Here is a 22,875-nt window from a genome sequence, read left to right as displayed (position 1 = left end):
ATTACCGAAAACTGCCATTGCAGTTCTCGGTAATTGTAGAGGATAAACACTTAATTGCGCCCAACACCGACATAACGGAAATCATACATCCGCACATCGTTTGGCACATAGACATTACGCAAGTCAATAAAAACCGGATCCGGTTCCATAGACAAACGTAAACGTTCCAGATCCAACGCCCGAAACTCATTCCACTCGGTCATAATCACAACAGCATGTGCACCCCTGCATGTTTCATAGGGATCCGGATAATACTCAACCTCCCAAGGCAGATACTTTTTTGCCTCTATCATCGCCTGCGGATCATGCGCATAAATGATCGCTCCCTTCTCCACAAGCGCGGGAATGATCGTCAATACCGGTGCGTCCCGCATGTCATCTGTATCCGGTTTAAATGCCAATCCAAGGATCGCAATCCTTTTACCTGCTTCACTTCCGCCAAGCGCATCACGGATCTTTTTGACCATGAGCGCTTTCTGAGAGTTATTTGCCTCGATTGCCGCTCCAACGATCCGCAAGGGCACACCATGTTCCTGCGCAATAGCACAAAGTGCCTTTGCATCTTTGGGGAAACACGATCCACCATATCCGGGTCCGGGATGGAGAAATTTTTTACCGATCCGTCTATCCATGCCGATGCCTTTTGCAACCTTCACCACATCAGCACCAACTTCATCACACAGTCGCGCGATCTCATTGATAAAACTGACCTTGACGGCTAAAAAAGCGTTGGCAGAATACTTGATCATTTCTGCAGTGGCAATGTCCACTACCGATAAAGGGGTTTCTGTCAAATTGATCGGTTTATAGACCATACGCAGATATTGTTCTGCTTGATCGGAATCCACACCGATCACAATTCTGTCAGGATGCATGAAATCCTTGATTGCCGCCCCTTCGCGCAGAAATTCCGGATTTGATGCAACATCACAGCGTACTTGTGGCGCAACCTCACCAATGATCCGCTTTACTTGCACCGCTGTGCCAACCGGCACCGTACTTTTGTTAACAACAACCGTATAGCCCTGCAGATATTTTGCAATATTGCGCGCCGCATCATAAACATAACTCAGATCCGCATGACCATCGCCACGACGACTACTCGGCGTCCCAACGGCGATAAAAACCGCATCAGCTTCCGGCACGACAAGCGCCATATCAGTAACAAATCCCAGGCGTTTTTGCGCAATATTCTTTTTTACCAGATCTTCCAATCCCGGCTCAAAGATCGGCATTTCACCGCGCAAGATCTGTGCGATCTTGTCCTCATCAGTGTCCACACATTTTACGTCATGGCCAAATTCTGCGAAACATGCGCCCGTCACCAATCCAACATATCCCGCTCCTATCATCACGATCTTCATTTTTTCTCTCCTTTATCTTGTATGGATATATCGCATGAAGAACAAAAATATACATGATCTTTAGTCATTTAAAGAACTCCGCTCAGTATAGAACAAATCACAAAAACGCGCAAAATGCTATTTTGTTGTCGTATTTCGCACCGTGTAATTCATGCGTCCACGCGCTTTATAGTACGTTTTGATCACAATATCCGCCAAAAGACCAAATGCAAAGAATTGCACACCAAGTATGATGGAAAATACACCCATGAGTGGCCAAATGCGGTCAGAAATCGACGCATCAAGAAAAATCTTTTCCATAGCCATCCACATAAGAATTACAAAGCCAAGTCCGATCAAAATGATCCCGCTTCCACCAAAAAAATGCAGAGGTCGCGATGCATACTTTCGCCAAAACCAGATCGAGATCATATCCACCAATCCCTTGACTGAACGTTTCCAATTATATTTTGTCACTCCGTGTATGCGCGGATGATGACTGACTTTTACCTCGCCAACCGTGTACCCATCCAACTCCAAAAGTGCTGGAATAAATCGATGCATCTCCCCAAAAAGATCCACACTTTTGAGTGCCTCGGCATTATATGCTTTGAGACTGCAACCGGAATCATGGATTGAATCCTTGAGAAGGATCTTGCGCAGTTTGTCGGCACCACGAGAAAAGATCTTTTTACTAAGTGGATCCTTGCGTTCAAACCGCCATCCTGAGACAACATCATACCCCTCATCCATCTTTGCGAGGATCGTTACAATATCTGTCGGATCATTTTGCAGGTCACCATCCATAGTTACGATCACCCTACCCTGTGCCTGCTTGAATCCTGCATCAAATGCCGCCGTCTGACCAAAATTCTTTCGCAACCGAATCAATGTCAATGGCGACAGATCTGCGCACTGCGCAACCGTCCCATCACTTGATCCATCATCTACAAAAATGACCTCACACGTCTTTCCCAGCGCATTACATGCATCCACGATCTTCTTATGTAATTCACGCACATTACCCTCTTCATTATACAGTGGCACCACCACAGAAACATCTACTTTTACACTATTGTTGTTATCCATATCGATATTTTTCAGCTCAATACTGAAATTCGTTAATTCACTAATTCGTTAACTCTTTAACTACTTCCAGCATATCACGCCTTAGAATCATTGCAAGACATAATACTTCTGTCCTATATCATTTACCACCTCATGCAATTGCATATACGGGTACTGCGCCATAAGTTTTGCAAGGATCTCCTCCTTGTGAAAATCAGAAAAGAAAAATGTTGTATTGTGCGGATCAGATAAGACGATCTTATCCAGCTCAAACGGATTAAAGTCCGTGTAATTCGGCCTACCCCAGTTGAACATGCGCACAGGTACGCGTTGCATATTCCCCAAAATCACCACCACGTCACGATCCGTGGGAACCTTTTGAATATCGTGAGCCAATTGCGTGATGTCCTTTTCAAAATAAATCGCCGTAAGCGGATGATACGCCCAAAATCCGAAATATTTGATCGGATTGAAGAGCAGTGCAAAGACAATTGCACCATATAACAACGCTTTCCTTATGGTAAACTTTTTCCCGGAATATGCACGCAACATATGCTCATACAATACACTGGTACACAATGCTGCAGTAATATACACCATAGGAAGCGCACCGATCGATCGCAATGCATGTGGATTACTCTCATACGTAAGAAATTCCGGCGCAAGCATCGCAAAGAACCAAAATACAAGAAATGGATAGATGACCATATCATCACTTCGCACAAAATATTTCACACGGCGATAAATCGATCGACCACTTTTGTAAACCACATAGAAGAATCCTCCGAGAAAAAACGCACCCGTTGCTGGATCGAGAAGCGGATACGGCGGATAATTATTCCGCCAATTCAAATCACTGACAAAAGTGTATTTGGCAACGCTGAGCAAAAAACTCCTCATAAATATTTTTATCGGATGTCCTTGATTGACCGCGGATGAAAACACAAAAACGTGTTCCGCCCGTGAATCGAAATATTCCGGATGCGCCCAAAACGTATAGAACATCGGGGCAGTAACGATCAAAAAGCTCATCATAAATGTGCCAAGTAAGCGCCAATACTCTCGCAAAAAACTCTCACGTGCAAGTATGAGAAATGGCAACAAAAAAATAAGGATAAGCGGTGCGATCCGAAATGCGATGTATGTGTGCATTCCCACTCCAAAGATTGCGCCAGCAATCACAAAATCGAGATATTTTCGGGAATGTAAACCCTTATAAAGAAAATAAAATGACCATACCAAAACGAGTGGCAACATATTAGCGCGAAATGAGATACGGCTAAAATTGACTGCTGTAAAAGCAACTGCATTGAACGCCATTGCGACGAGTGCAATGCGATCACTGCGAAAGATCTCCCGTGAAAGAAAGAATGTACCCACAACGGTCAAGGATCCACAGATGATCGCTGGCAATTTGAGTGACATTACACTTACACCAAAAAGTGCAAAACTCATTGCCACAAGATTCATAAATAACCCTTCTCGCCCCTGATTGTCCGTATAAAACCATTGCCACGGCGCGCCGTCCAACACCTTGAGCGCATCCTGCCCGTTAACTGCTTCATCAGGGTAGATTCCCGGCGGTGTCACATCAATATGATAAAAACGAAGAAAAAAAGCTACACAAAAGATCACGATAACCGCCATGAAGACTGTTCGATTGTTTTTTTGAACCATAAAAAACACATTTGATATTTTAATCATTGCTGTTATTCTAGCACAATTCTCCTAATGAAAAAATACTCGTTTTCATGCGTATATATAAATACTTCATCAATTGCATATTTCAACATAAATAGAATTTTATGTTATAATAAATCGTTAGTAAGAAGTTAATTTTTCTATGGAAAATGAAAAGATCTCCGTTGTCATTCCCTGCTACAATGAAGGACGAAGCATTTACAGCAATCTCACAAAAATTCATGCTTATCTCTTATCTCATTTTGCACAATTTGAAATAATTGCCGTCAATGACGGCTCAAAGGATGAGACATCTGCAGAGCTGGAACGTTGCACCAGAGACTTTCCGCTGACGATCATCAATAACCCTATCAATACAGGCAAAGGTGATGCAGTAAAAAAAGGCATCCTCGCAAGTAGTCCCGACAGTACATTCGTCATGTTTCTCGATGCCGATCTTGCCATCCCAATTGAAGAAACGCAGAAGTTCATCAATGTGATACATGCAAATGATATTGATATTGCCATCGCTTCGCGTTTTGTGCCCGGCTTGAATGTTTTGGAACCCATATTACTTCATCGCAGGATCATGGAGTTTGTTTTCCGATTTTTACGTGCGATCATCCTTCATGATTGGCAGGTACGTGATTCACAGTGCGGTTTCAAAGTTTTTCGTCGCAATGCAGCGATGCGCATTTTTACACAAACCACCGTTAAACGGTTTGCATTTGATTCTGAAGTGATCTTTTTGGCGCGCAAACTCAATCTACATATCAAAGAACTTCCCATTACACTCTGTAACCCGCGCAAAAGCCACATCAATCTTTTTTTTGATCCAATCAATATGTTTTGGGCACTTTTTGCCATCCGGTGGAATCATATCAAAGGCCTCTATAATCTTTCAAAAAAATGACACCTCTCACAAAGGCATCACTGATCACAGCGGATGATCTCGGTGCAAGTCCCGCTGCCAACAGTGCAATTCTCACCCTTGTTGCACAACACAAAGTTGACCGTGTTGGCGTAATGATCCGAGGTACAATTTCTCCAGAAGAAATCGTCCTTCTCAAAAACGCCAATATTAAAATCGACATTCACCTCGACATCCCCTCACTACATTACACGTTGAAGCTCCACGATAAAACCATGCGTCGCGGATACCGTTTCCTTTTTCATCTTTTGTGCGGACACATCTCCCCGCAAAAGATCGCAAAAGAATGGGAGTCACAAATTACACTGTTTCACGAAAAATTCGGCACAATACCGAACGGGATCAGTTCCCATGAACACACGCACCTCTTCCCACCATATTTCCGTATATCATGTATGTTGGCGCAAAAACACCACATCCCTTTTGTTCGATGCGGCACACACGGACCCGCGCCACGCACATCACTGATCAGCATGATCTTGTCCATCTTGCATATATGCAACAAAAGAATATTACGCTCTTTTCCCACACTCTCCACCACGCGATATATGACCAGCTTGGATTGGATCACCCCAAAAGATCTCCCGACAATTCTCCGCACAACCAAAACCGAACTCCTCTGCCACCCGGAAAGAGCTGAGGAATATGGGATAATCACAAAAATTAACGAGTTAAAGAATTAATGAGTTAAAAATTTTGTATGAAAATCAATAAATTCGAAGAATTAAATATTTGGAAAGAAAGTTTGACGCTCACAAAAGAAATCTATGAAACTACGGCAAGAGGATTTTTTGTAAAAGATCGTGGGTTACAAGATCAGATCAGGCGAGCGATTGTATCAATTAGTTCAAATATTGTTGAAGGTTTTGAAAAAAACAATAATAATGAATTTGTCAGATTTCTAAAAATATCAAAGGGATCTCTAGGAGAAGTAAGAGATTAATTATATATTGCGCTAATCATAAAATATATTACGCAAGAACAATTTGATATTTTGAATGCGAAATTAGAAAATCTCGCAAAACAAGTTGGTGGATTCATAGTGTATTTACAAAAGAAAAAAGAAAATAAAGAATTTCTCAAAAAATAATTCGTTAATCCGTTAACTCATTAACTCGTTAATTCTTTAATTGTTCTCATGAAAATTCTCATCACCGGCGGTGCCGGATTTATCGGATCACACACAACTGTCGCACTGATCGATGCCGGTTACACGCCCGTCATAATTGATAATTTCTCCAACGCAGAGAAATGGATCATCGATCGCATTGAACAAATCACAGAAAAAAAGATCCGTCTCTATGAAGGGAATTGCAACAACCCGCAATTCGTCAATTCCGTCTTCCTCAAAGAACGTGGCATCGGCGGTGTGATCCATTTTGCCGCACACAAAGCAGTCGGCGAATCGATCGCCAAACCGCTCATGTATTATCACAATAACATCAATTCCCTTCTCACTGTGCTCACGGTCATGCAAAAACACAACGTAAAAAACATCGTCTTTTCCTCATCTGCAACAGTCTATGGCGAACCAGATAACTGCCCACTTACAGAAAATTCTCCGCGGAAAAAAGCAACCTGCCCGTATGGCAATACCAAGCTCATCGCCGAAGACATTTTGCAGGATCTCGTCAGGAGTGGTGCGCAGATCTCAGCTATACCCTTGCGTTATTTCAACCCCATCGGTGCACACTCCTCCCATCTGATTGGTGAATTGCCCAGTGGCATCCCAAACAACCTTGTTCCCTATATCACACAGACAGCTGCCGGCATCCGCGAATCTCTCACGGTTTTTGGCGATGATTATGATACACCGGACGGCACATGCATCCGTGACTTCATCCATGTCACCGACTTGGCAGAAGCGCACGTTGCCACACTCGCCTATCTCATGACACAAACCACCCCATACTTTGACATATTCAATGTCGGTACAGGCACAGGTACCAGCGTCATGGAACTGATTAAAACATTTGAAGATATAAATGATCTCAAAATCAACTACACGATCGGACCGCGCCGCAAAGGTGATATTTCCGCATGCTGGGCAGATGTCACAAAGATCAATTCTAAAATTGGTTGGGTGGCACAAAAAACCGTTGCCGACGCTATGCGAGACGCCTGGGAGTGGCAGAAACAATTAAAGAGTTAAGGAATTAACGAGTTAACGAACTGCACTCCGTGAACACTTTAATTCTCTAAAATTCGTTAACCCTTTAACTCGTGAATATTTTTCATTGATTTCCCATATATCCCGTGATATAATGGTGGCACGTAAATAAAAATATATATGCAAATAAAATATCATCACATATTATCGTTTTTTCTTGTTCTCTTGGGCATCACTGTCTGTTTTTTGGGAAATGTAACCACAGCTCACGCCGGTTATAACCTTGAAAAAACATCATTCTACGCGTATAAAGATCGCTACACCGCAACGGACTATCAACCGGAAGGAACAGGGTTTTATGCATTTACAACACAACAAGAGGATACTGTTCCTATTTATCGTATTCACAACATAACCACCGGCGATCATTTTTATACAGCCGATGAAAAACAAAAAGACAGTTTGATAAACCAAACCAATTCCCCGTATACCTATGATGGTATAGCATTTTACGCGTATACAAAAACACTTAACGATTCACAACCCGTTTATCAATTTTATAACAAAATAAATGGCGATCACTTTTACACAGCAAATGAAAAAGAAAAGGCCAACGTGCAAAAAAATCTCGCATCAGTCTATTCTTACGAAAAAATCGCATTCTATGCATACACTACAAAAAAAACAGATACATCGGATATTTATCGTTTCTATAATAAGACTAACGGAGATCACCTTTATACGGCCGATGAGCTCGAGGCCGCAAAATTAAACAACCTCTCTAAAAAAAATTCCAGCCCTGTCTATAGATTTTATGACAGAATTACCGGCGACCACCTCTACACTGCAAGTGAAAAAGAAAAAAATACCATCATCGCCACGCCAAAAACAACTTACAAATACGAGGGAGTCGCGTTTTATACCTACCCTGCACAAGCAGACGACCTGATTCCCATTTACCGCTTTTATGACAAAAAGACAAGAGATCATTTTTATACAGCTGACGAGGAGAAGAAGAATGAACTAACAAAATCAAATACAAACGTGTATGAAGGCATCGCATTTTATGCATATCCTTCTCAAGCGGAAAATACTTTGCCAGTCTACTACTTTTATAATGGAACCGATCAAATTTATACTATTAACGAGATAGAAAAAAATAATCTCCTCTCTTCCGGTATGGGACCAAATATCGCTGTCGGTCTCTGGTATTATGACAAATCTGGAATTCAAAACGATCCATTTGAGATTGAAACGAATAAACCCTATAACATCAAAGACAAGGATGGCAATGTGTTAGCGCAGATTGGTGGCAACACACACACCAAAGTTACCTATGACAGCGATGGTTATCTCAAAGTATATGGCTCTATCTCCTCCAAAAAAATAAAGACTGCAGTTACATTTGATGCAGCTGATAACGACAACGCTTCTCTTATTTTCAATGTACACCGACCGGATTCATCCTATGATGAATATCGTGGCAAGATCACCGTACGCTATTACAAAGGCAAAAACATCATCGCCGGCACCTCGAGCACTGTCACGCAGATCTGGGTGATCAATACTCTCCCACTTGAGCAATACACATGGGGCATGGGTGAAACGACTGGCACAGGTGATATGGATCACACCAAAGTCATGACCACGATCTTCCGCACATATGGCCGATGGTATATCGAATACGCGACCAAATATGCACCACTTGGATTCAAGATCCGTAGCGATTCCGGCTCGCAGATCTATCGAGGATATGAATGGGAAAAGAAATATCCCAACATCAAAAAAGCAGCTGAAGCTACACGTGGAGTCATCGCAAAATACAAAAATGAGATCGCTCTCACACCATATAGCTCATGGAGCGATGGTCATACACGTAGCTACAAAGAACGCTGGAGATCATCCGATTACCCATGGTGCAAATCCGTGGATGACCCTTATGGCAAACACCCCAACAAATCCACAAAAACACTCGAATCTGAAGGCAATCACATGGTTGGACTCATCGCCAATGGATCGCTCGTTCTCGCTCGTGACAAAGACTGGAAATACGACAAGATCATGAAATATTATTACACGGGAATTTCATTAAACCCACTATATTAAACACAATTAACGAATTAGCGAGTTCACGCGTTAAAGAATTATTGTAAAAATTCCGTCATCAGTTCGTTAATCCGTTAACTATTTAACTCGTTAATTTGTTTTATGAAAAAATATCTCCTAATAGCATTCATTATTCTCTTTATTATTGTTGGCTACTTTTCCTATACCATTTTCACAAAACGTGAAAGTGATCTCATAAAAAATGGAGATCCCTCAGCACAAGATGCTCAAAAATCCACCATAGAAGAAGATACCAACACCCAGCAGGAAAACATCGTCGGAAATCCATCCGATGAGGAAAATTCAGAAGAGATTACAAACTCCGCCACAGAAGAAAATGCTAATATATACATTCACGTCACACCGCTTGATTGTGAGCGAGAATGTGAACCATATCAGTATGATGAGAAAGAATTGAAATATTGCCAGAACGTTTGTGGCCTATCCGATGACACAATTTCCGACAGCTCCGACTGCAATTCTCTCAAAGATCTGACAAAGGATTACTGTCTAAAGGATCAAGCCATCAGTAAAAAAGACATCTCAATTTGCGATAGTATTTCCGACACCAACGTCAAAAAAACATGCAAAAGTCGCATTCAGGAAGATATTTTGGAAGGAATGTAACACATCATCATTTTTTGTAAATGGAAAATACTGCAAATTTTGAACACCTCCTTAACTACAGCTCTTTCGTTTTCTTGTTATTTATATAGCATACGCTATAATACTAAGAGCATTTTTATTAACTAGCCTAAATTAAAAAAGTGAAAAAAGCATTGATCACTGGCATTACCGGTCAGGATGGTTCGTATTTGGCAGAATTGCTTCTGGAAAAGGGCTATGAAGTACATGGGATCATCCGCCGATCAAGTTCCTTTAATACGGGACGTATTGATCACCTTTACAAAGATCCTCATATCAATAATGTGAAGTTGTTTCTCCATTATGGCGATCTCTCTGATAGCTCCAGCATCTCTCGCCTTATAGAGAAGATCAAACCGGATGAGATCTATAATCTCGCAGCCCAAAGCCATGTAAAGGTCAGTTTTGATAACCCTGAATATACCGCTGATGTAACCGGCCTTGGCACTCTCCGCATACTTGATGCGATCAAAGACTCCGGATTTAAAACAAAATTTTATCAGGCATCTACCAGTGAGCTTTTCGGACTTGTACGAGAAACACCCCAAAAAGAAACGACGCCTTTTCATCCCAGGTCTCCCTATGGCTGTGCGAAATTGTATTCTTATTGGATCACGGTCAACTATCGCGAAAGTTATAATATTTTTGCATGCAATGGCATCCTCTTCAATCATGAATCCCCGCGACGTGGTGAAACATTCGTCACACGAAAGATCACACGTGGGCTTGCGAGGATCTTGACCGGTAAAGATGATTGCCTCTACCTCGGCAATCTCGATGCAAAACGCGATTGGGGTTATGCCAAAGACTATGTAGAGGGTATGTGGCGCATGCTCCAGCAAAAAAAAGCCGAGGACTTCGTACTGGCAACCGGTGAAACACATTCCGTACGTGAATTTGTGGAATTGGCATGTGCAATTGCCGGTATAGACTTCCGGTGGAAAGGCAAAGGTGCAAAAGAAGTTGGCATCAATAAAAAAACCAAAAAGGTGATCATTCGCATAGATCCGCGCTACTATCGACCGTCCGAAGTCGATCTACTTCTTGGTGATCCATCCAAGGCAGCAGGACTTCTTAAATGGAAACCCAAAACCAAATTCAAAGAATTGGTAAAGGTCATGATGGAGTTTGATCTCAAAAAGGAAACAGCTACAAAATAAAAGCAAACTCATGGAAAGAAATGCAAAAATTTATATCGCTGGGCATAATGGACTTGTTGGATCTGCCCTTGTTAGAAACCTCACAAAAAAAGGCTACGCAAATTTGATCGCAAAAACGCGACAAGAACTTAACCTCCTCAATGAACGAGATGTGTTTGATTTTTTTGAAAATGAAAAACCAGACTATGTGTTCTTAGCCGCTGCAAAGGTTGGTGGCATCCATGCCAATGAAACCTACCCTGCCGATTTTATCTATCAAAATCTCCAGATACAGAATAATATCATTCATAACGCATATTTGCACAAAACAAAAAAACTCCTCTTCCTCGGGAGCTCTTGTATTTATCCGCGTAATTGCCCCCAGCCGATCAAAGAAGAATATCTCCTAACCGGATCATTGGAAAAAACCAATGAGGCATATGCAGTCGCAAAGATCGCAGGTATCAAAATGTGCCAATCATATAACGCGCAATACGAAACAAATTTTATCTCCGTCATGCCGACAAATCTCTATGGCATCAATGACAACTTCAATCTAGAAAACTCCCACGTCCTCCCCGCTCTCTTGCGCAAATTTCATGATGCAAAAATAAAAAATGATCCGGAAGTCATTATGTGGGGCACAGGATTTCCCATGCGTGAATTTTTATTTGTCGATGATCTGGCTGATGCCTGCGTTTTTCTAATGAACACGTATTCTGACAGTGCGATCATCAACATCGGTACCGGAGAAGATGTCACGATCAAAGAACTCGCTCTTACGATCAAAGAGATCATTGGTTATACCGGCAATATCATCCACGACACATCCAAGCCGGATGGCACCCCCCGAAAACTTCTCAATGTCGACAGACTTCATTCTCTCGGATGGAAACACGAGACGGACTTAAAAGACGGCATTCGGAAAACGTATGAATGGTTTTTGGAACAAGAAAACGCTATCAAAAAGTAAGATATTTTTTTATTCTGGACATCAATCCGTCAAAGCCATATCTTTTGAAGATAAAAATGGTCATCAAAAATGATTCCGTATAAAAACTGGCATGCCAGTAACGATCACGGTTTTTCTTTTTCCATTCGATTTTTATAGCATGCAGTTTTTCCGGAGCGTAGATATCAGCATGTTTTGTCCGGATATATTCTGCATTCATATCATTTTTTATCGTTGCATCACTGATCATGGATTTGCCATGTTTACGATAATAAAACAGTGGCTTTCTGATTAGCTTTCCATACCATCCATTTTTTGCCAGGCGAATATAGAATTCCCAATCCTCATAGCCACTTTTCATATTTTCGTCATAACCGCCGATCTCTCGCCAAGCGCTCTTTCGAATCAAAGCACTCGCCACAATATAGTTCTTCCTCAGCAGTTCATAAAAGTCATATTGTGGCCTTGGTAAAATTGCCGTAAAATCACCAAAAAATTGCGTATATGTATATACAAAACCCAATCTATTATCTTTCTGTATTTCTCTGAGACATCTTTCCAACATCTGAGAATCAATTTTGTCATCAGCATCCAAAGGAAGAAAGAATTCTCCCTGAGAAACCCGTATGCCCGTGTTTCTCGCATTGGCGAGATGACCATTCTCTTGATCGATAAACAACACGTCTGTATATTTTTCTTTTAACTGATCCAACGCCATTATCGTCTCCTCATCTGTCGATCCATCATTGACCACGATGATCTCATAATCGCTAAAAGTCTGTTTTTTAACAGAAATTACAGCTTCTTCTAAATATTTCCCATGATTATAACATGGGATCACAACACTTATTTGTGGCATAATCGTTTCCCTAATCTTGTCGATAAAAATACTTCTTTCAAAAAATTTGTCCCTATCCCACATTCCTGTTTGATCTTTGTTACTTCTTTCAAAGAGAGCCACCTGCTTTTTGAACTGATGCCATCCGTAACAAAATTACAAAAAATTTCCGGTACTATTTTTACAGCAACTTTTCCAACAGAGAGAGATTTCAAGCAAAAAGCATAGTCAGATGCGATCCTATATCTTTCATCATACAAACCAAATCTTTCATGCAATTCTCTTTTGTAAAACATGGCTGGATGTTGCATCGGTTCTTTTGACAAGGTCTCCGGCAACGTCTGTTTTACATAACTAGTCGTCATTTCAGCGTTCCACACTCTCGTCTTTCCGTAAACAACATCTGGGTTATTGTTTTGCAAAATGCGTTTATACACTTTATTCAACACATCTTTTTCCATCCAATCCCCTGCGCCAATAATGTTGAGATATTCTCCGTTAGCTAATTTTACACCCTTGTTTATAGCATTGTAAATTCCACTGTCTTTTTCACTGCTCCAGAGCAATTTTTTTCCAAACTTATCCTGATAGCTCTCAATGACATTTATCGTTCCATCTGTTGATACTCCATCAACGATTATCACCTCATAACAATCCTCCCCTTGCGCCAATATCGAATCCAACGTTTTTTTTAAACGCTGTCCGACATTGTAGGTGCAGATGATGATAGAAAGTTGCATTTTTATTAATTATTATTAATATTAGCATACAGGAAAATTTTTGCTCCTGTATAGGGATTTGTATATGTATTGACCAACACAAATTTTGGAGAACCATTTAAAAACCGCAAGACTTGATCCTCTATTCTAGCACTCGGAAGCCAACTTGGCGTGTCCAAGCTAGGCACACCAAAGGCCAATATATAGTCAGAAGTGTTTATATCTTTTATTTGTTTATCCAGATCATCTGATAATGTTCCCGTATCTATAACGAATTTTTTTTCACGCAACTTGAATTGATAATATTTAAGACTACCCTCATGTACCCAATGAGCCATTGAGCTTAAATATATTTTCTTCTTACTATTATTTTTTTTCTTTTTTGATGATTCATCATCATTTTGTATACGCAAACGAACATCAGCCGTAATGTCATCATAAATCCTACCTAATAGTCCATTGTAATAATTCCTTTCTGCAATTGATCTGGGATTTGGCGAAACGAGATCATTGGACGCCGGCCACTCAAAAAAGCGCAAAGAGATCAAGAGAGAAAATATGATGGAAACTATCAAGCATTTTTTATAAAAACCATTAAAAATAGCGACGTTTCTTATGGAAAAAATCAACATTTGCATCCCTGTAAAAAAAATAAAACAAGGAAAAACAACTCCCAGAAAAGGACTCTTATGACTGGAAATAGTTACTATTGCATATGCAACAGTTATCGTGCCCACCAAAGCAGGCAAATGAACCATCTCTTTCCACATTTTTTTGTAAGCTATGATGACGAAGGCAACTACAATGAGCCATACCCACACGTATAGATCGTTTTTCATCATCATCGAACCACCCTCACCCATCACATAATAGTTAATCCGCTCTATAAATGGAAGGGCATGCATTCCCCACACCTTTTCCAGGTCGACAAATTGATTTTGATATATGTATTCAATCGTATCTTTCCACCCAAAAATAAAATAGGGGGCTGAAACAAATATGACATACAACACAAATACTTTACTATCTAATAATAGTTTTTTTAGATCTCTTGGTATTTTTAAAATAAATCTATCAGTCAATATTCGCAAACATATAGCTACAAAAATCAATAAAAGTGTAACGGGAAAAATAACGGGTTTGATAAGAAGAGCAAGTCCCACCAGAGCACCAATAATTTTTTGACGTACATTAGAAATATTTACCCACGGTTTTTCCGCGATCAAGATAACACCCATTGCTGTTATTATTCCACAAAATATATCTGGCCTGAATTCTATGACCGCATGCCCCATGAGAAGCCATATAAGACCTGATAAAGAAACGAAAATTTTCCATCCATAATTCAATCCTGTACCCAAATAATCCACAAAAAGCAAAACTGCAAAAATAACAACAAAATTCATAAGGGCAGGCGCCCAATCCTGTATTCCAAATATCAAAAAACCAACAAATGCTAACAATGTGCTTATAGGAGAATGGGGTGGATTTTTCACATAGTCAAGTAATAAACCTCCAAAATCTTTCTCATAAAATATATTTAGTCGACCAAGGGCATCGTTAAAATAAGAAACATCATCATAACTGGGCGGTAAACTTAGTTGCCCTCGATTGAGAGAGTGTTGTATTTGTATAACAGAAAAAAGAATTGCTACTACCAACCAAATGAGAACTCTTTTATAAATAATGTTCGCAACCATATTAGTTTTTTTCATTTCGTTTTCTTAACTTTATTACATATTTCTTTACAAATTTTCTGGGAGAAAAAATAGTAAAGCACATTTTGTTTGATAAGATTTTTATCATCCGCTTTATCCTATTTCTCATCTTAAAACTATTTTCATATTCTCTGAAGTCAAAATAGGGTTCATATTTTTTTAACTCTTGAGCCAACTCTTTTGGTATCCCGCTAAAATAATTTCCAAATATTTTTTCACAATCTTCTTCTGATATTTTCACTAGTCTGTTTAAATGATTAAAGTAAGAATTAGAAACTTCATTCAATCCTTCCTGTGCATTAGTTCCTGAAAATCCACCCAATCGAAATGTTGTAAACTCATTATCCACCAAAATACTTTTATACCCTTTGAGGCAAATTCTTAGAATCAAGTCATAATCACCTGCACTTCTGAAGCGCGTATCGAATAGCGCTTCTTTCAATAAAATATCCTTCTTGGTGAACATGGTTTGATGACAAAACGGCATTGAGAAAAAAACGTGTGAAATTTTAGGCATGCGATATGGATGATTACCCTTATACGGACGCCCGTTTTCTTTTTCTATTCTGGCCGGAGCATAAGAAAAATCCGCTCCATTCTCCTCCAATATCTTTACCGACTCCATAACCCCGTCTATCCCATGCCAATAATCATCAGAATTTAAGAATACCACATATTTACCTTTGGCAAGCAAAATGCCCTTATTCATCGCATCATATATTCCATTATCAGGCTCTGATACATATTTAACCCACCCCTTATCAGCAAATTCTCTAATCAATTCAACTGTTCCATCTTTTGATGCACCATCGATAATGATATGTTCAATGTTTTTATATGTCTGATCATGAACTGATTTGACACATTGACGAAAATATTTCTCTCGGCCGGCTTGCATGAGATTGAAAGTGATTGTAACTACCGTTACCAATGGATTCTCATGTAAAAATGTATTGCTATGTATATCATTATCTGATTTCAAAGGCATAGAGGTCTTGAATTTTAATATTGACCACAAAAATCCTTTCATTCTATATATAAAAAAAATTACAACTTTTTTTCTCAAGGTTCCATTTGGAAAAAGAACTTTATTGACTTTCTGTGCCTCCATCGCGAACTTCTGGTTGAAGTCATTTTTTATCTTCTTTAGATCGTCTTTTAAAGGGACGCCCTCCTCTTTTATACTACGCAGTTCTTTCTCAGCAGTAATCATCCTATGATACACGCTTTCATATTCACCAACTTTACAATCCAAGGCACTGCGCATTTTTGATAATTTTTTCAAATTCAATTTATTTTCCCTTTTAAAGTCTACACCCATCAAATCAATATATTTTTCCCAAAAATCAAAATCATATCTTTCCCACCCATGACACCCAAATGGCAATTTATTTTTCATCATTTTATATAATCTGCGTGGCTGACATTCAAACGAAAAAAACATCGCGTCATGCGGAGGAGCAACTTTAAACTTTTTATCAATCTCCCTTGCATATCTGCTAAAAAATACATCTTCATTTTGGCTGCCATCCATATATTGTTTTATGATCATCTCCACATCATTCTCATGATTGAGAATATTGATAAAACTTCTAACTTTCCTCAAAGAAAAACCACCATTTCCTGCCACATCCAATAATCTGGACTTGTCATTGCTCAGGCTGAATCCTTCAAACCACGGCGCACCAATATAATCAAAATTCTTTTTACACCAATATGCGAGTTCATCTCTAAAAACATACGCGTCTAGCTGATACACAAGCATAAAATCGTAGTCTGTATACTTTTTATAAAAATCACTATCCATCATCAAGCGATTGTATTTCCCCACACTTTCAAAATATTCATTGGAAAATCTTCCAATCTTATAAACAATACTGTAAGAATCCAGTATGCTTGTGTATGCCCCAATACTTAGATCATGTGGACAAACAAGAGAAAAATCGTGCTCATGCAAGATCTTGCAACATTGAACCAGTGAGATCCTTTCGAACTCACTCATTGTGTCTTTATATAGTGGAATAGATACAATAACTCTTGACATGATCAAATCTTTAAATATTTCTTAATAAATTTTCTAAAAGAAAGTAGCGCGAATTTTACACTATTTTTTATACGCATATATTGATCACGTAATTTCCAAAATTTTGATGCTTTCATGGTTTCTATTTCATTGGATAAATCCGTTATTTTTTGGCCTTTTTCTTGAATTTCGGAAAATATCTTACCATCAATTTTGTCAAAGATATCACTAACCTCATCCAATATGTACTTTGTTATATTTTCACCATTTAATTCATCGGGAATGTTACTTACCACAATCTTATTGTTGTTTAACTTTGGGGAAATAAAATTTTTAATTTCCTTTTCGTTTCCAATAATATCAATATCAACGGAATCAATAAAATCTATAACATTTTGAAGTTCTTTTTTCCAATCAGCAAAGTAGTTCTTTTGAATTGTAAAAATTCTATTTTCGCCTTTTGTATTTTTCAAAATACTCATCCAATATTTTTTCCACAAGAAAAGACCGCTTTCAATTGAGGATTTATCTCTTTTACTTAGAGACATTGCCACCTCCATAGAGTCTCGCACAGGAATCACAAAGAGCATATGGGGAATAATTTTTTTCCAAAAAGGAAGTGTCAAACAGGTGCGTGGATCTTTAAAAGCCCATATTTTATCCATCGCATTCATCTTTTTCACAAATATATTGGCTTCTTCATAAAGATGATCGAGACGAGGATCCTCCTCCCAATTATACGGAAAATTTGGAGGATCATTCCATGCGCCGCCAAAAATACTTAGAATGTCGTCATTGATCTTTAAAATCTCACGATTTTCCCAATGCCCGCAATCATTACCATCTCCAGATCCCAAAAGCTCCTCCTCAGGACCAACACATGCTCCACAAATATTCAAAATGCGCGTAACCATTGACGTTCCGCTTCTATGCATCCCTAACACACATATTACTTTTTTATCATTCATCAGACAATTTATTATGAATATCGAAACAATTATTTGAAACGACATATCCCTCCATCAAAAAAACATTCTCTACATTGTGAAAGATCTTTTTCTCATTCATATCAGTTAACTTACCTCCCGCCTCCTTTAAAATAACATCAGCTGCACAAATATCCCACATACCACTTTTATCACTTGAGTTGATATACAACTCGGCATCACCTCTGGCAATACGGCATATCTTTAATCCTGCTGAACCCATCGGGACTTGCTGCATGTTATTTTTCCGAGCAAATTTTTGCTCAAATTCTCCCAAATGATTTCTGCTGACCAAAATCTTACCGTTTTTTATTCCCTTATCACTGACATGCAATTTTACTTTTTGGTCATTTTTGGTCATATATGCTCCCCCGCCCTTCTGAGCAAAATATAGTTCATCCAGAGCCGGAGCATATACTATGCCAAAAATTGACTCCCCTTCTTTATCTGCCAAGCCGATCATGAGAGAGAATTCTTTCGTTTTTTTGATAAATTCCATTGTGCCATCAAGCGGATCAATGATCCACACATACTTGGAGTTTTTTCTTTGCATAAAATTATGATCACCTTCTTCACTAAGAACAGGATATCCATATTTAGATAATTTTTTCACAAGAAAATCATGACTGGCCATATCCGCATCTGTGACCGGTGATTTATTTTCTTTTTCTTCTATAGAATACTCCACATCATAAAAACGCATCACTATAGCACCGGCGTCTCTCACAATTTTTATAACTTCATCAACATCAATGACAGATGTTTTTTCTATATATTCAATAATTTTTTTAAAATTCTCTTCCACTGTTTCATTCTCAGTATCGACCACAATATCAGGATTTTGTGGAATTTCGAAAGGATCCTGCACCCCTGTGAAATCTTTAATTTCTCCGTTGATCGCTTTTTTATACATACCTTTCGTGTCCCGCCTCATACATTCTTCTATACTGCACTTTACATATATTTCAACGTAATTTTTGCACAAAGAACGCGTGAAGTCTCGCATCCTCTGATACGGCGACACAAAAGCCGATACAACGTTGATCCCATCGTCAGAAATTTTTTGTATCGCATGTGCCACTCTCTCAATATTTTTGTCCCGATCCGCTTTGTTATAGCTGAGATCTTTATTGATCGTTTCTCGCACAACATCACCATCCAATCGCTGAACCGGCATTTCTCTTTTTATGAAGTATTTTTCAATTTCTTTTGCCAAGGTCGTTTTTCCGCTACATGGCAACCCGGTCAGCCAAATCACCAAACCGTTATTATTTTTTTTATTCATGTTCAACAGTATTTTTAATTTTATTGATCGATTACAAAGAATCTCCAACCAATTACTTTGGACGAATAAACGCTACACGCTCCTCAGCTCTTTAAGATTGTTTTTTATTCTTAGAACTCAATTCTGCTTCTCGCTCATCCTCAATTTTTTGCATTTTTTCATTTTCCAATAATTCCTTTCTTGCATCAGCTGTCACATTTTTTATGATATATGCATCACACACATCATTCACATCACCGATCTTCACGATTTTTCCATCATGAAGAAGAAGTGCTCGACTGCAATATCTTCGCACTGAACTAATGTCATGCGTAACCAAAATAACCGTCTTTCCTTTCGCGTGATAATCTTTAAATATATCGATACATTTTTTCTGAAAATTTGCATCTCCCACAGCCAATACTTCATCCATGAGGAGGATATCTCTATTTGCGTGGATCGATACAGAAAATGCCAAGCGTACACTCATGCCAGAGGAGTAATTTTTGAGTTTTTGATCAACAAATCGCTCCAGCTCAGAAAATTTGATAATATCATCAAATTTTTCATCGATCTGTTTTTTGGTCATGCCGAGAACCGTGGCATTGAGATAGACATTATCCCTTCCTGATAACTCTGGATTAAATCCTATGCCCAATTCAAGAAATGGCGAGATCATGCCATCTATTTTTAATTTTCCTTTGTCCGGCTTATAAATACTCGCAAGAATCTTGAGAAAAGTTGATTTGCCACTGCCATTTCTGCCAATAATGCCAAAAAATTCTCCTTTTTTCACCTCAAAAGAAACACCATCCAACGCCTTAAATTCTTCGTAGGTCTTTTTTTTGAATGCGGAAATCGCCGCACCGCGAAGAGATGTGATCTTTTCGTGCGGAATACGAAAGGTTTTGGAAATATCTTTAACTTTAATGGCAATATCTGACATATGTTGTAGTTTCTTAACGAGTATAAATGATTTTAAAATCCCTCCAACTCCCTTTGTAAAAGGGAGAGTTCCCAATCCCTCCCCGCCCGCACGGCATGTGCAAAAGCACTGCGGGCAGGCAGCTCCCTTTGCAAAAGGGAGAGATACGCAGCGATAGCACTATTTTATCCATTAGTGAATTGTATACCATTTTCCCATAATTTCCCAGATGTGCCTTCATTTTATGTGATTTTCCTTAATAATCCACTAATATTTCTCAAATGAATCGTTTTTTGAGCATTTTTTTGAAAGACATATATCTTTCCCGCAACTTCCAAAATTTCGATGATTTCATATGAGAAATAGTCTCAATCAAATCATTAGTCGTATTGTCTTTTGTAGTATATTTTACAAACAAATTTTGATATCGACTCATGAAATCCGCCTCTGGGATCCGCTGATAATATTTGAGAATGATTTTTTTATATTCATTTTTATGATTTCCTATCGATGTTGCTCGTAAAGCTTTAGGATCATCAGAATAATCTAGTAAAACCTTTTCAATAAATACCGGATGATATTTTTCCGTATAAAGAATGATCAAATCCCAATCATCGAGGCAATGCAAAGAGAAATCAAAACCTCCCAGATCGTGATACACTGTTTTGGAATGCACAAATACTCCCATATCAATATAATTTCCCGATACTAATAGGTCCAAATTAAATGGTGAGCCAACAACACATTTGCTATATACTCTTCTGTGTTGCGCATAAAATACTTGACGATCCGGATATCGATCTATACTCTCCATAAATATCTCCAAGAAATCCGGATGCATCCTGTTGTCAGTATCGAGATAGCCAATCCAATCATATTGCGCTTTCTTCAGACCTTCATTTTTGGCAAATGACTGTCCTCTATTTTCAGGTAATTTGATATATCTAATTTTTCCATTCTTTACTTCATCACTATACAGACTCTTCACATAACTGTCTGTTCCATCTCGTGATCCATCATCAACAACAATAAGTTCAAAACCTTGATATGTTTGCGCCAAAAGAGAATCAATCGCATTTTTGATACAATACTTGCGATTATATGTCGGCATGATGATACTTATTTTTGGCATCATAAATCAGATTTTACATATTTTACGTTTTAACCACGCACAACCACAACACCATTTCCAAAAGATCAATTTGTGTATCCCTTTCATTTTTTGTTCTCTTTGTTGAATGCTGTCATGTATTTCATTCAATTGTTCGTCTCGTTTTTTGAGAAATATTGCGACATTCCTTATATACTGTGCATACGCAAAATGCTCTTCTGACGGATCATATTGCACACTTTCAAATGCTTCTATCGTGTGTTCGTAGATCTTTTCCAGCCGGTCAACTGTCTGATCGATTCCAATCCTCTCTCGCAAATATTGTGTGACCAACGCCGCATCCTTGGCATCATAATGGCAAATCTCACGATAAATTGTGTCTATGCTTAAATCAGAGTGATTTATTGTCATGGACCCAAAATTCTGATCACGAAATTGCTCTACATTATCACGCGTCACCAGCGGACCCATGCCCCATACGCCACACACGATCACAGATGCTCCAGATGCCATTGCCTCAAGCGCACTGCGACCGGCAGCAAAAACGATGTCATAATTACCGAGAATTTCCTCCGGCTTATCCGCAAGATTTCCGGATGACCTGCCAATCACATCCAATGACATTCCTGCTTTTTTGCATGCATGACGGATATAGAAAAGCATTTTTCCCTGGGATGCATAGTTACTAAAAACAAGCGCTTTGCGTGGTTTTGCAGACAATGGACTACACAAAACGAAACGATCCAGATCAACAAAGTTATGTAATAATTCGATCTGTGTAGCAGGAATATGATGTTCATTGATCGCTTTGTCACGTGTCTTCATATCAACGGCAAAATACGCTCTGATCCGCGGATGCAATGGTGGCGTCTCCTGCCACGGTCTCCATCCATGGCACACATAGATTGCCGGCGTTTGTGGAAAATATGCCAAAGCGATCATCGTCTCCAGATGATGTTGCACATGGATAATGTCCGGCATCCATGGCATTTTGGCGAGATCGTCCACTACCACGACACCTTGTGCCATCATTACCTGCGCCAAATCGCCAACTTGCGTGCTAAACGCCGCAACATCATGCCCACGCAAAACGAGCTGCTGTGCAAGCTCCTGCACATACAGCTCACTGCCCGATCGAGATGCCAATGCATTGTTTGTGATCAATATTTTCATAAGAAATTTAATTTTGAATTAGGAATTTTAAATTTCGAATCAAATCCTAATTTTTCAATGATGAAACGATTTTCTGAATATTATCAAAAATCCCCCCAACCCCCTTTGTAAAAGGGGGAGTTCTCAATCCCCCCAACCCCCTTT

Annotated in this window: 20 protein-coding genes; 8 read left to right on the top strand and 12 right to left on the bottom strand. The window is 39.2% G+C overall.

Annotation, left to right across the window (positions count from 1 at the left end):
• Window positions 1-50 precede the first annotated feature (50 nt).
• From WC819_00290 to WC819_00280, 3 genes are all read right to left on the bottom strand, one after another.
• Window positions 51-1,364 (bottom strand): UDP-glucose/GDP-mannose dehydrogenase family protein, encoded by a 1,314-nt coding sequence (locus WC819_00290; GenBank protein ID MFA5985769.1) that lies wholly within the window; start codon window positions 1,362-1,364, stop codon window positions 51-53.
• A gap of 117 nt (window positions 1,365-1,481) precedes the next feature.
• Window positions 1,482-2,432: a glycosyltransferase family 2 protein gene (locus WC819_00285; GenBank protein ID MFA5985768.1), complete on the bottom strand. Its 951-nt coding sequence runs from the start codon at window positions 2,430-2,432 to the stop codon at window positions 1,482-1,484.
• 87 nt (window positions 2,433-2,519) lie between these two features.
• Window positions 2,520-4,088 carry a glycosyltransferase family 39 protein gene (locus WC819_00280; protein MFA5985767.1) on the bottom strand — a complete coding sequence of 523 codons (1,569 nt, stop codon included), beginning with the start codon at window positions 4,086-4,088 and terminating at the stop codon, window positions 2,520-2,522.
• Window positions 4,089-4,254: 166 nt separating this feature from the next.
• Between WC819_00280 and WC819_00275 the strand changes: the two genes are divergently transcribed.
• From WC819_00275 to WC819_00240, 8 genes are all read left to right on the top strand, one after another.
• The gene (locus WC819_00275) at window positions 4,255-5,004 is read left to right on the top strand and encodes a glycosyltransferase (GenBank protein MFA5985766.1); all 750 of its coding nucleotides are present in this window, start codon (window positions 4,255-4,257) and stop codon (window positions 5,002-5,004) included.
• Complete coding sequence (locus tag WC819_00270; GenBank protein MFA5985765.1) at window positions 5,001-5,705, top strand: ChbG/HpnK family deacetylase; 705 nt, start codon at window positions 5,001-5,003, stop codon at window positions 5,703-5,705. The genes WC819_00275 and WC819_00270 overlap by 4 nt, the downstream gene beginning before the upstream one ends.
• A gap of 17 nt (window positions 5,706-5,722) precedes the next feature.
• Entirely contained in the window at window positions 5,723-5,965 is a 243-nt protein-coding gene (locus tag WC819_00265) for a four helix bundle protein (GenBank protein MFA5985764.1), read from the top strand.
• A gap of 195 nt (window positions 5,966-6,160) precedes the next feature.
• Window positions 6,161-7,174 carry a UDP-glucose 4-epimerase GalE gene (gene galE / locus WC819_00260; GenBank protein ID MFA5985763.1) on the top strand — a complete coding sequence of 338 codons (1,014 nt, stop codon included), beginning with the start codon at window positions 6,161-6,163 and terminating at the stop codon, window positions 7,172-7,174.
• Window positions 7,175-7,312: 138 nt separating this feature from the next.
• Window positions 7,313-9,238 (top strand): SpoIID/LytB domain-containing protein, encoded by a 1,926-nt coding sequence (locus tag WC819_00255; protein ID MFA5985762.1) that lies wholly within the window; start codon window positions 7,313-7,315, stop codon window positions 9,236-9,238.
• Between the two features lie 102 nt (window positions 9,239-9,340).
• Window positions 9,341-9,865 (top strand): hypothetical protein, encoded by a 525-nt coding sequence (locus tag WC819_00250; protein MFA5985761.1) that lies wholly within the window; start codon window positions 9,341-9,343, stop codon window positions 9,863-9,865.
• Window positions 9,866-10,005: 140 nt separating this feature from the next.
• Complete coding sequence (gene gmd, locus WC819_00245) at window positions 10,006-11,043, top strand: GDP-mannose 4,6-dehydratase (protein MFA5985760.1); 1,038 nt, start codon at window positions 10,006-10,008, stop codon at window positions 11,041-11,043.
• 10 nt (window positions 11,044-11,053) lie between these two features.
• Window positions 11,054-11,995, top strand: coding sequence for a GDP-L-fucose synthase (locus tag WC819_00240; GenBank protein MFA5985759.1), 942 nt, complete (start codon window positions 11,054-11,056; stop codon window positions 11,993-11,995).
• On the opposite strand, the gene WC819_00235 is transcribed toward WC819_00240, so the two are convergent.
• The 9 genes from WC819_00235 to WC819_00195 all read right to left on the bottom strand — a co-directional run bounded on the left by WC819_00235 (window position 11,985) and on the right by WC819_00195 (window position 22,731).
• Window positions 11,985-12,833: a glycosyltransferase family A protein gene (locus tag WC819_00235; protein MFA5985758.1), complete on the bottom strand. Its 849-nt coding sequence runs from the start codon at window positions 12,831-12,833 to the stop codon at window positions 11,985-11,987. The two genes, WC819_00240 and WC819_00235, sit on opposite strands and share 11 nt — an antisense overlap.
• Window positions 12,821-13,552, bottom strand: coding sequence for a glycosyltransferase family 2 protein (locus WC819_00230; protein MFA5985757.1), 732 nt, complete (start codon window positions 13,550-13,552; stop codon window positions 12,821-12,823). Before WC819_00230 ends, WC819_00235 begins: the two co-directional genes overlap by 13 nt.
• Window positions 13,553-13,557: 5 nt before the next feature.
• A complete protein-coding gene (locus WC819_00225) occupies window positions 13,558-15,246 on the bottom strand; it encodes a hypothetical protein (protein ID MFA5985756.1) in 1,689 nt (562 codons plus the stop codon).
• Window positions 15,233-17,251 carry a DUF5672 family protein gene (locus WC819_00220; protein MFA5985755.1) on the bottom strand — a complete coding sequence of 673 codons (2,019 nt, stop codon included), beginning with the start codon at window positions 17,249-17,251 and terminating at the stop codon, window positions 15,233-15,235. The genes WC819_00225 and WC819_00220 overlap by 14 nt, the downstream gene beginning before the upstream one ends.
• 44 nt (window positions 17,252-17,295) lie before the next feature.
• A complete protein-coding gene (locus WC819_00215) occupies window positions 17,296-18,240 on the bottom strand; it encodes a sulfotransferase (GenBank protein ID MFA5985754.1) in 945 nt (314 codons plus the stop codon).
• Window positions 18,233-19,543, bottom strand: coding sequence for an adenylyl-sulfate kinase (gene cysC, locus WC819_00210; GenBank protein ID MFA5985753.1), 1,311 nt, complete (start codon window positions 19,541-19,543; stop codon window positions 18,233-18,235). Before cysC ends, WC819_00215 begins: the two co-directional genes overlap by 8 nt.
• A gap of 91 nt (window positions 19,544-19,634) precedes the next feature.
• Window positions 19,635-20,468 (bottom strand): ABC transporter ATP-binding protein, encoded by an 834-nt coding sequence (locus WC819_00205; protein MFA5985752.1) that lies wholly within the window; start codon window positions 20,466-20,468, stop codon window positions 19,635-19,637.
• Between the two features lie 256 nt (window positions 20,469-20,724).
• Entirely contained in the window at window positions 20,725-21,582 is an 858-nt protein-coding gene (locus WC819_00200; GenBank protein ID MFA5985751.1) for a glycosyltransferase family 2 protein, read from the bottom strand.
• 3 nt (window positions 21,583-21,585) lie between these two features.
• The gene (locus tag WC819_00195; GenBank protein MFA5985750.1) at window positions 21,586-22,731 is read right to left on the bottom strand and encodes a glycosyltransferase; all 1,146 of its coding nucleotides are present in this window, start codon (window positions 22,729-22,731) and stop codon (window positions 21,586-21,588) included.
• Window positions 22,732-22,875 lie beyond the last annotated feature (144 nt).

The organism is Parcubacteria group bacterium (genome assembly GCA_041660065.1).
In the GTDB taxonomy this organism is placed as follows: domain Bacteria; phylum Patescibacteriota; class Minisyncoccia; order Moranbacterales.
The sequence above is the reverse complement of the archived record's forward strand: the minus strand, read 5'-3'. Positions and strand labels throughout refer to the sequence as shown.

What these genes read in the sequence shown, in the direction of transcription:
- WC819_00240 (MFA5985759.1), top strand. Translation starts at nt 11,054, where the DNA reads ATGGAAAGAAATGCAAAAATTTATATCGCTGGGCATAATGGACTTGTT.
- WC819_00270 (MFA5985765.1), top strand. Translation starts at nt 5,001, where the DNA reads ATGACACCTCTCACAAAGGCATCACTGATCACAGCGGATGATCTCGGT.
- WC819_00275 (MFA5985766.1), top strand. Translation starts at nt 4,255, where the DNA reads ATGGAAAATGAAAAGATCTCCGTTGTCATTCCCTGCTACAATGAAGGA.
- WC819_00225 (MFA5985756.1), bottom strand. Translation starts at nt 15,246, where the DNA reads ATGAAAAAAACTAATATGGTTGCGAACATTATTTATAAAAGAGTTCTC.
- WC819_00280 (MFA5985767.1), bottom strand. Translation starts at nt 4,088, where the DNA reads ATGGTTCAAAAAAACAATCGAACAGTCTTCATGGCGGTTATCGTGATC.
- WC819_00290 (MFA5985769.1), bottom strand. Translation starts at nt 1,364, where the DNA reads ATGAAGATCGTGATGATAGGAGCGGGATATGTTGGATTGGTGACGGGC.
- WC819_00230 (MFA5985757.1), bottom strand. Translation starts at nt 13,552, where the DNA reads ATGCAACTTTCTATCATCATCTGCACCTACAATGTCGGACAGCGTTTA.
- WC819_00205 (MFA5985752.1), bottom strand. Translation starts at nt 20,468, where the DNA reads ATGTCAGATATTGCCATTAAAGTTAAAGATATTTCCAAAACCTTTCGT.
- galE (MFA5985763.1), top strand. Translation starts at nt 6,161, where the DNA reads ATGAAAATTCTCATCACCGGCGGTGCCGGATTTATCGGATCACACACA.
- WC819_00255 (MFA5985762.1), top strand. Translation starts at nt 7,313, where the DNA reads ATGCAAATAAAATATCATCACATATTATCGTTTTTTCTTGTTCTCTTG.
- WC819_00250 (MFA5985761.1), top strand. Translation starts at nt 9,341, where the DNA reads ATGAAAAAATATCTCCTAATAGCATTCATTATTCTCTTTATTATTGTT.
- WC819_00235 (MFA5985758.1), bottom strand. Translation starts at nt 12,833, where the DNA reads ATGCCACAAATAAGTGTTGTGATCCCATGTTATAATCATGGGAAATAT.
- cysC (MFA5985753.1), bottom strand. Translation starts at nt 19,543, where the DNA reads ATGAATAAAAAAAATAATAACGGTTTGGTGATTTGGCTGACCGGGTTG.
- WC819_00200 (MFA5985751.1), bottom strand. Translation starts at nt 21,582, where the DNA reads ATGATGCCAAAAATAAGTATCATCATGCCGACATATAATCGCAAGTAT.
- WC819_00265 (MFA5985764.1), top strand. Translation starts at nt 5,723, where the DNA reads ATGAAAATCAATAAATTCGAAGAATTAAATATTTGGAAAGAAAGTTTG.
- WC819_00215 (MFA5985754.1), bottom strand. Translation starts at nt 18,240, where the DNA reads ATGAATGATAAAAAAGTAATATGTGTGTTAGGGATGCATAGAAGCGGA.
- WC819_00220 (MFA5985755.1), bottom strand. Translation starts at nt 17,251, where the DNA reads ATGAGTGAGTTCGAAAGGATCTCACTGGTTCAATGTTGCAAGATCTTG.
- WC819_00195 (MFA5985750.1), bottom strand. Translation starts at nt 22,731, where the DNA reads ATGAAAATATTGATCACAAACAATGCATTGGCATCTCGATCGGGCAGT.
- WC819_00285 (MFA5985768.1), bottom strand. Translation starts at nt 2,432, where the DNA reads ATGGATAACAACAATAGTGTAAAAGTAGATGTTTCTGTGGTGGTGCCA.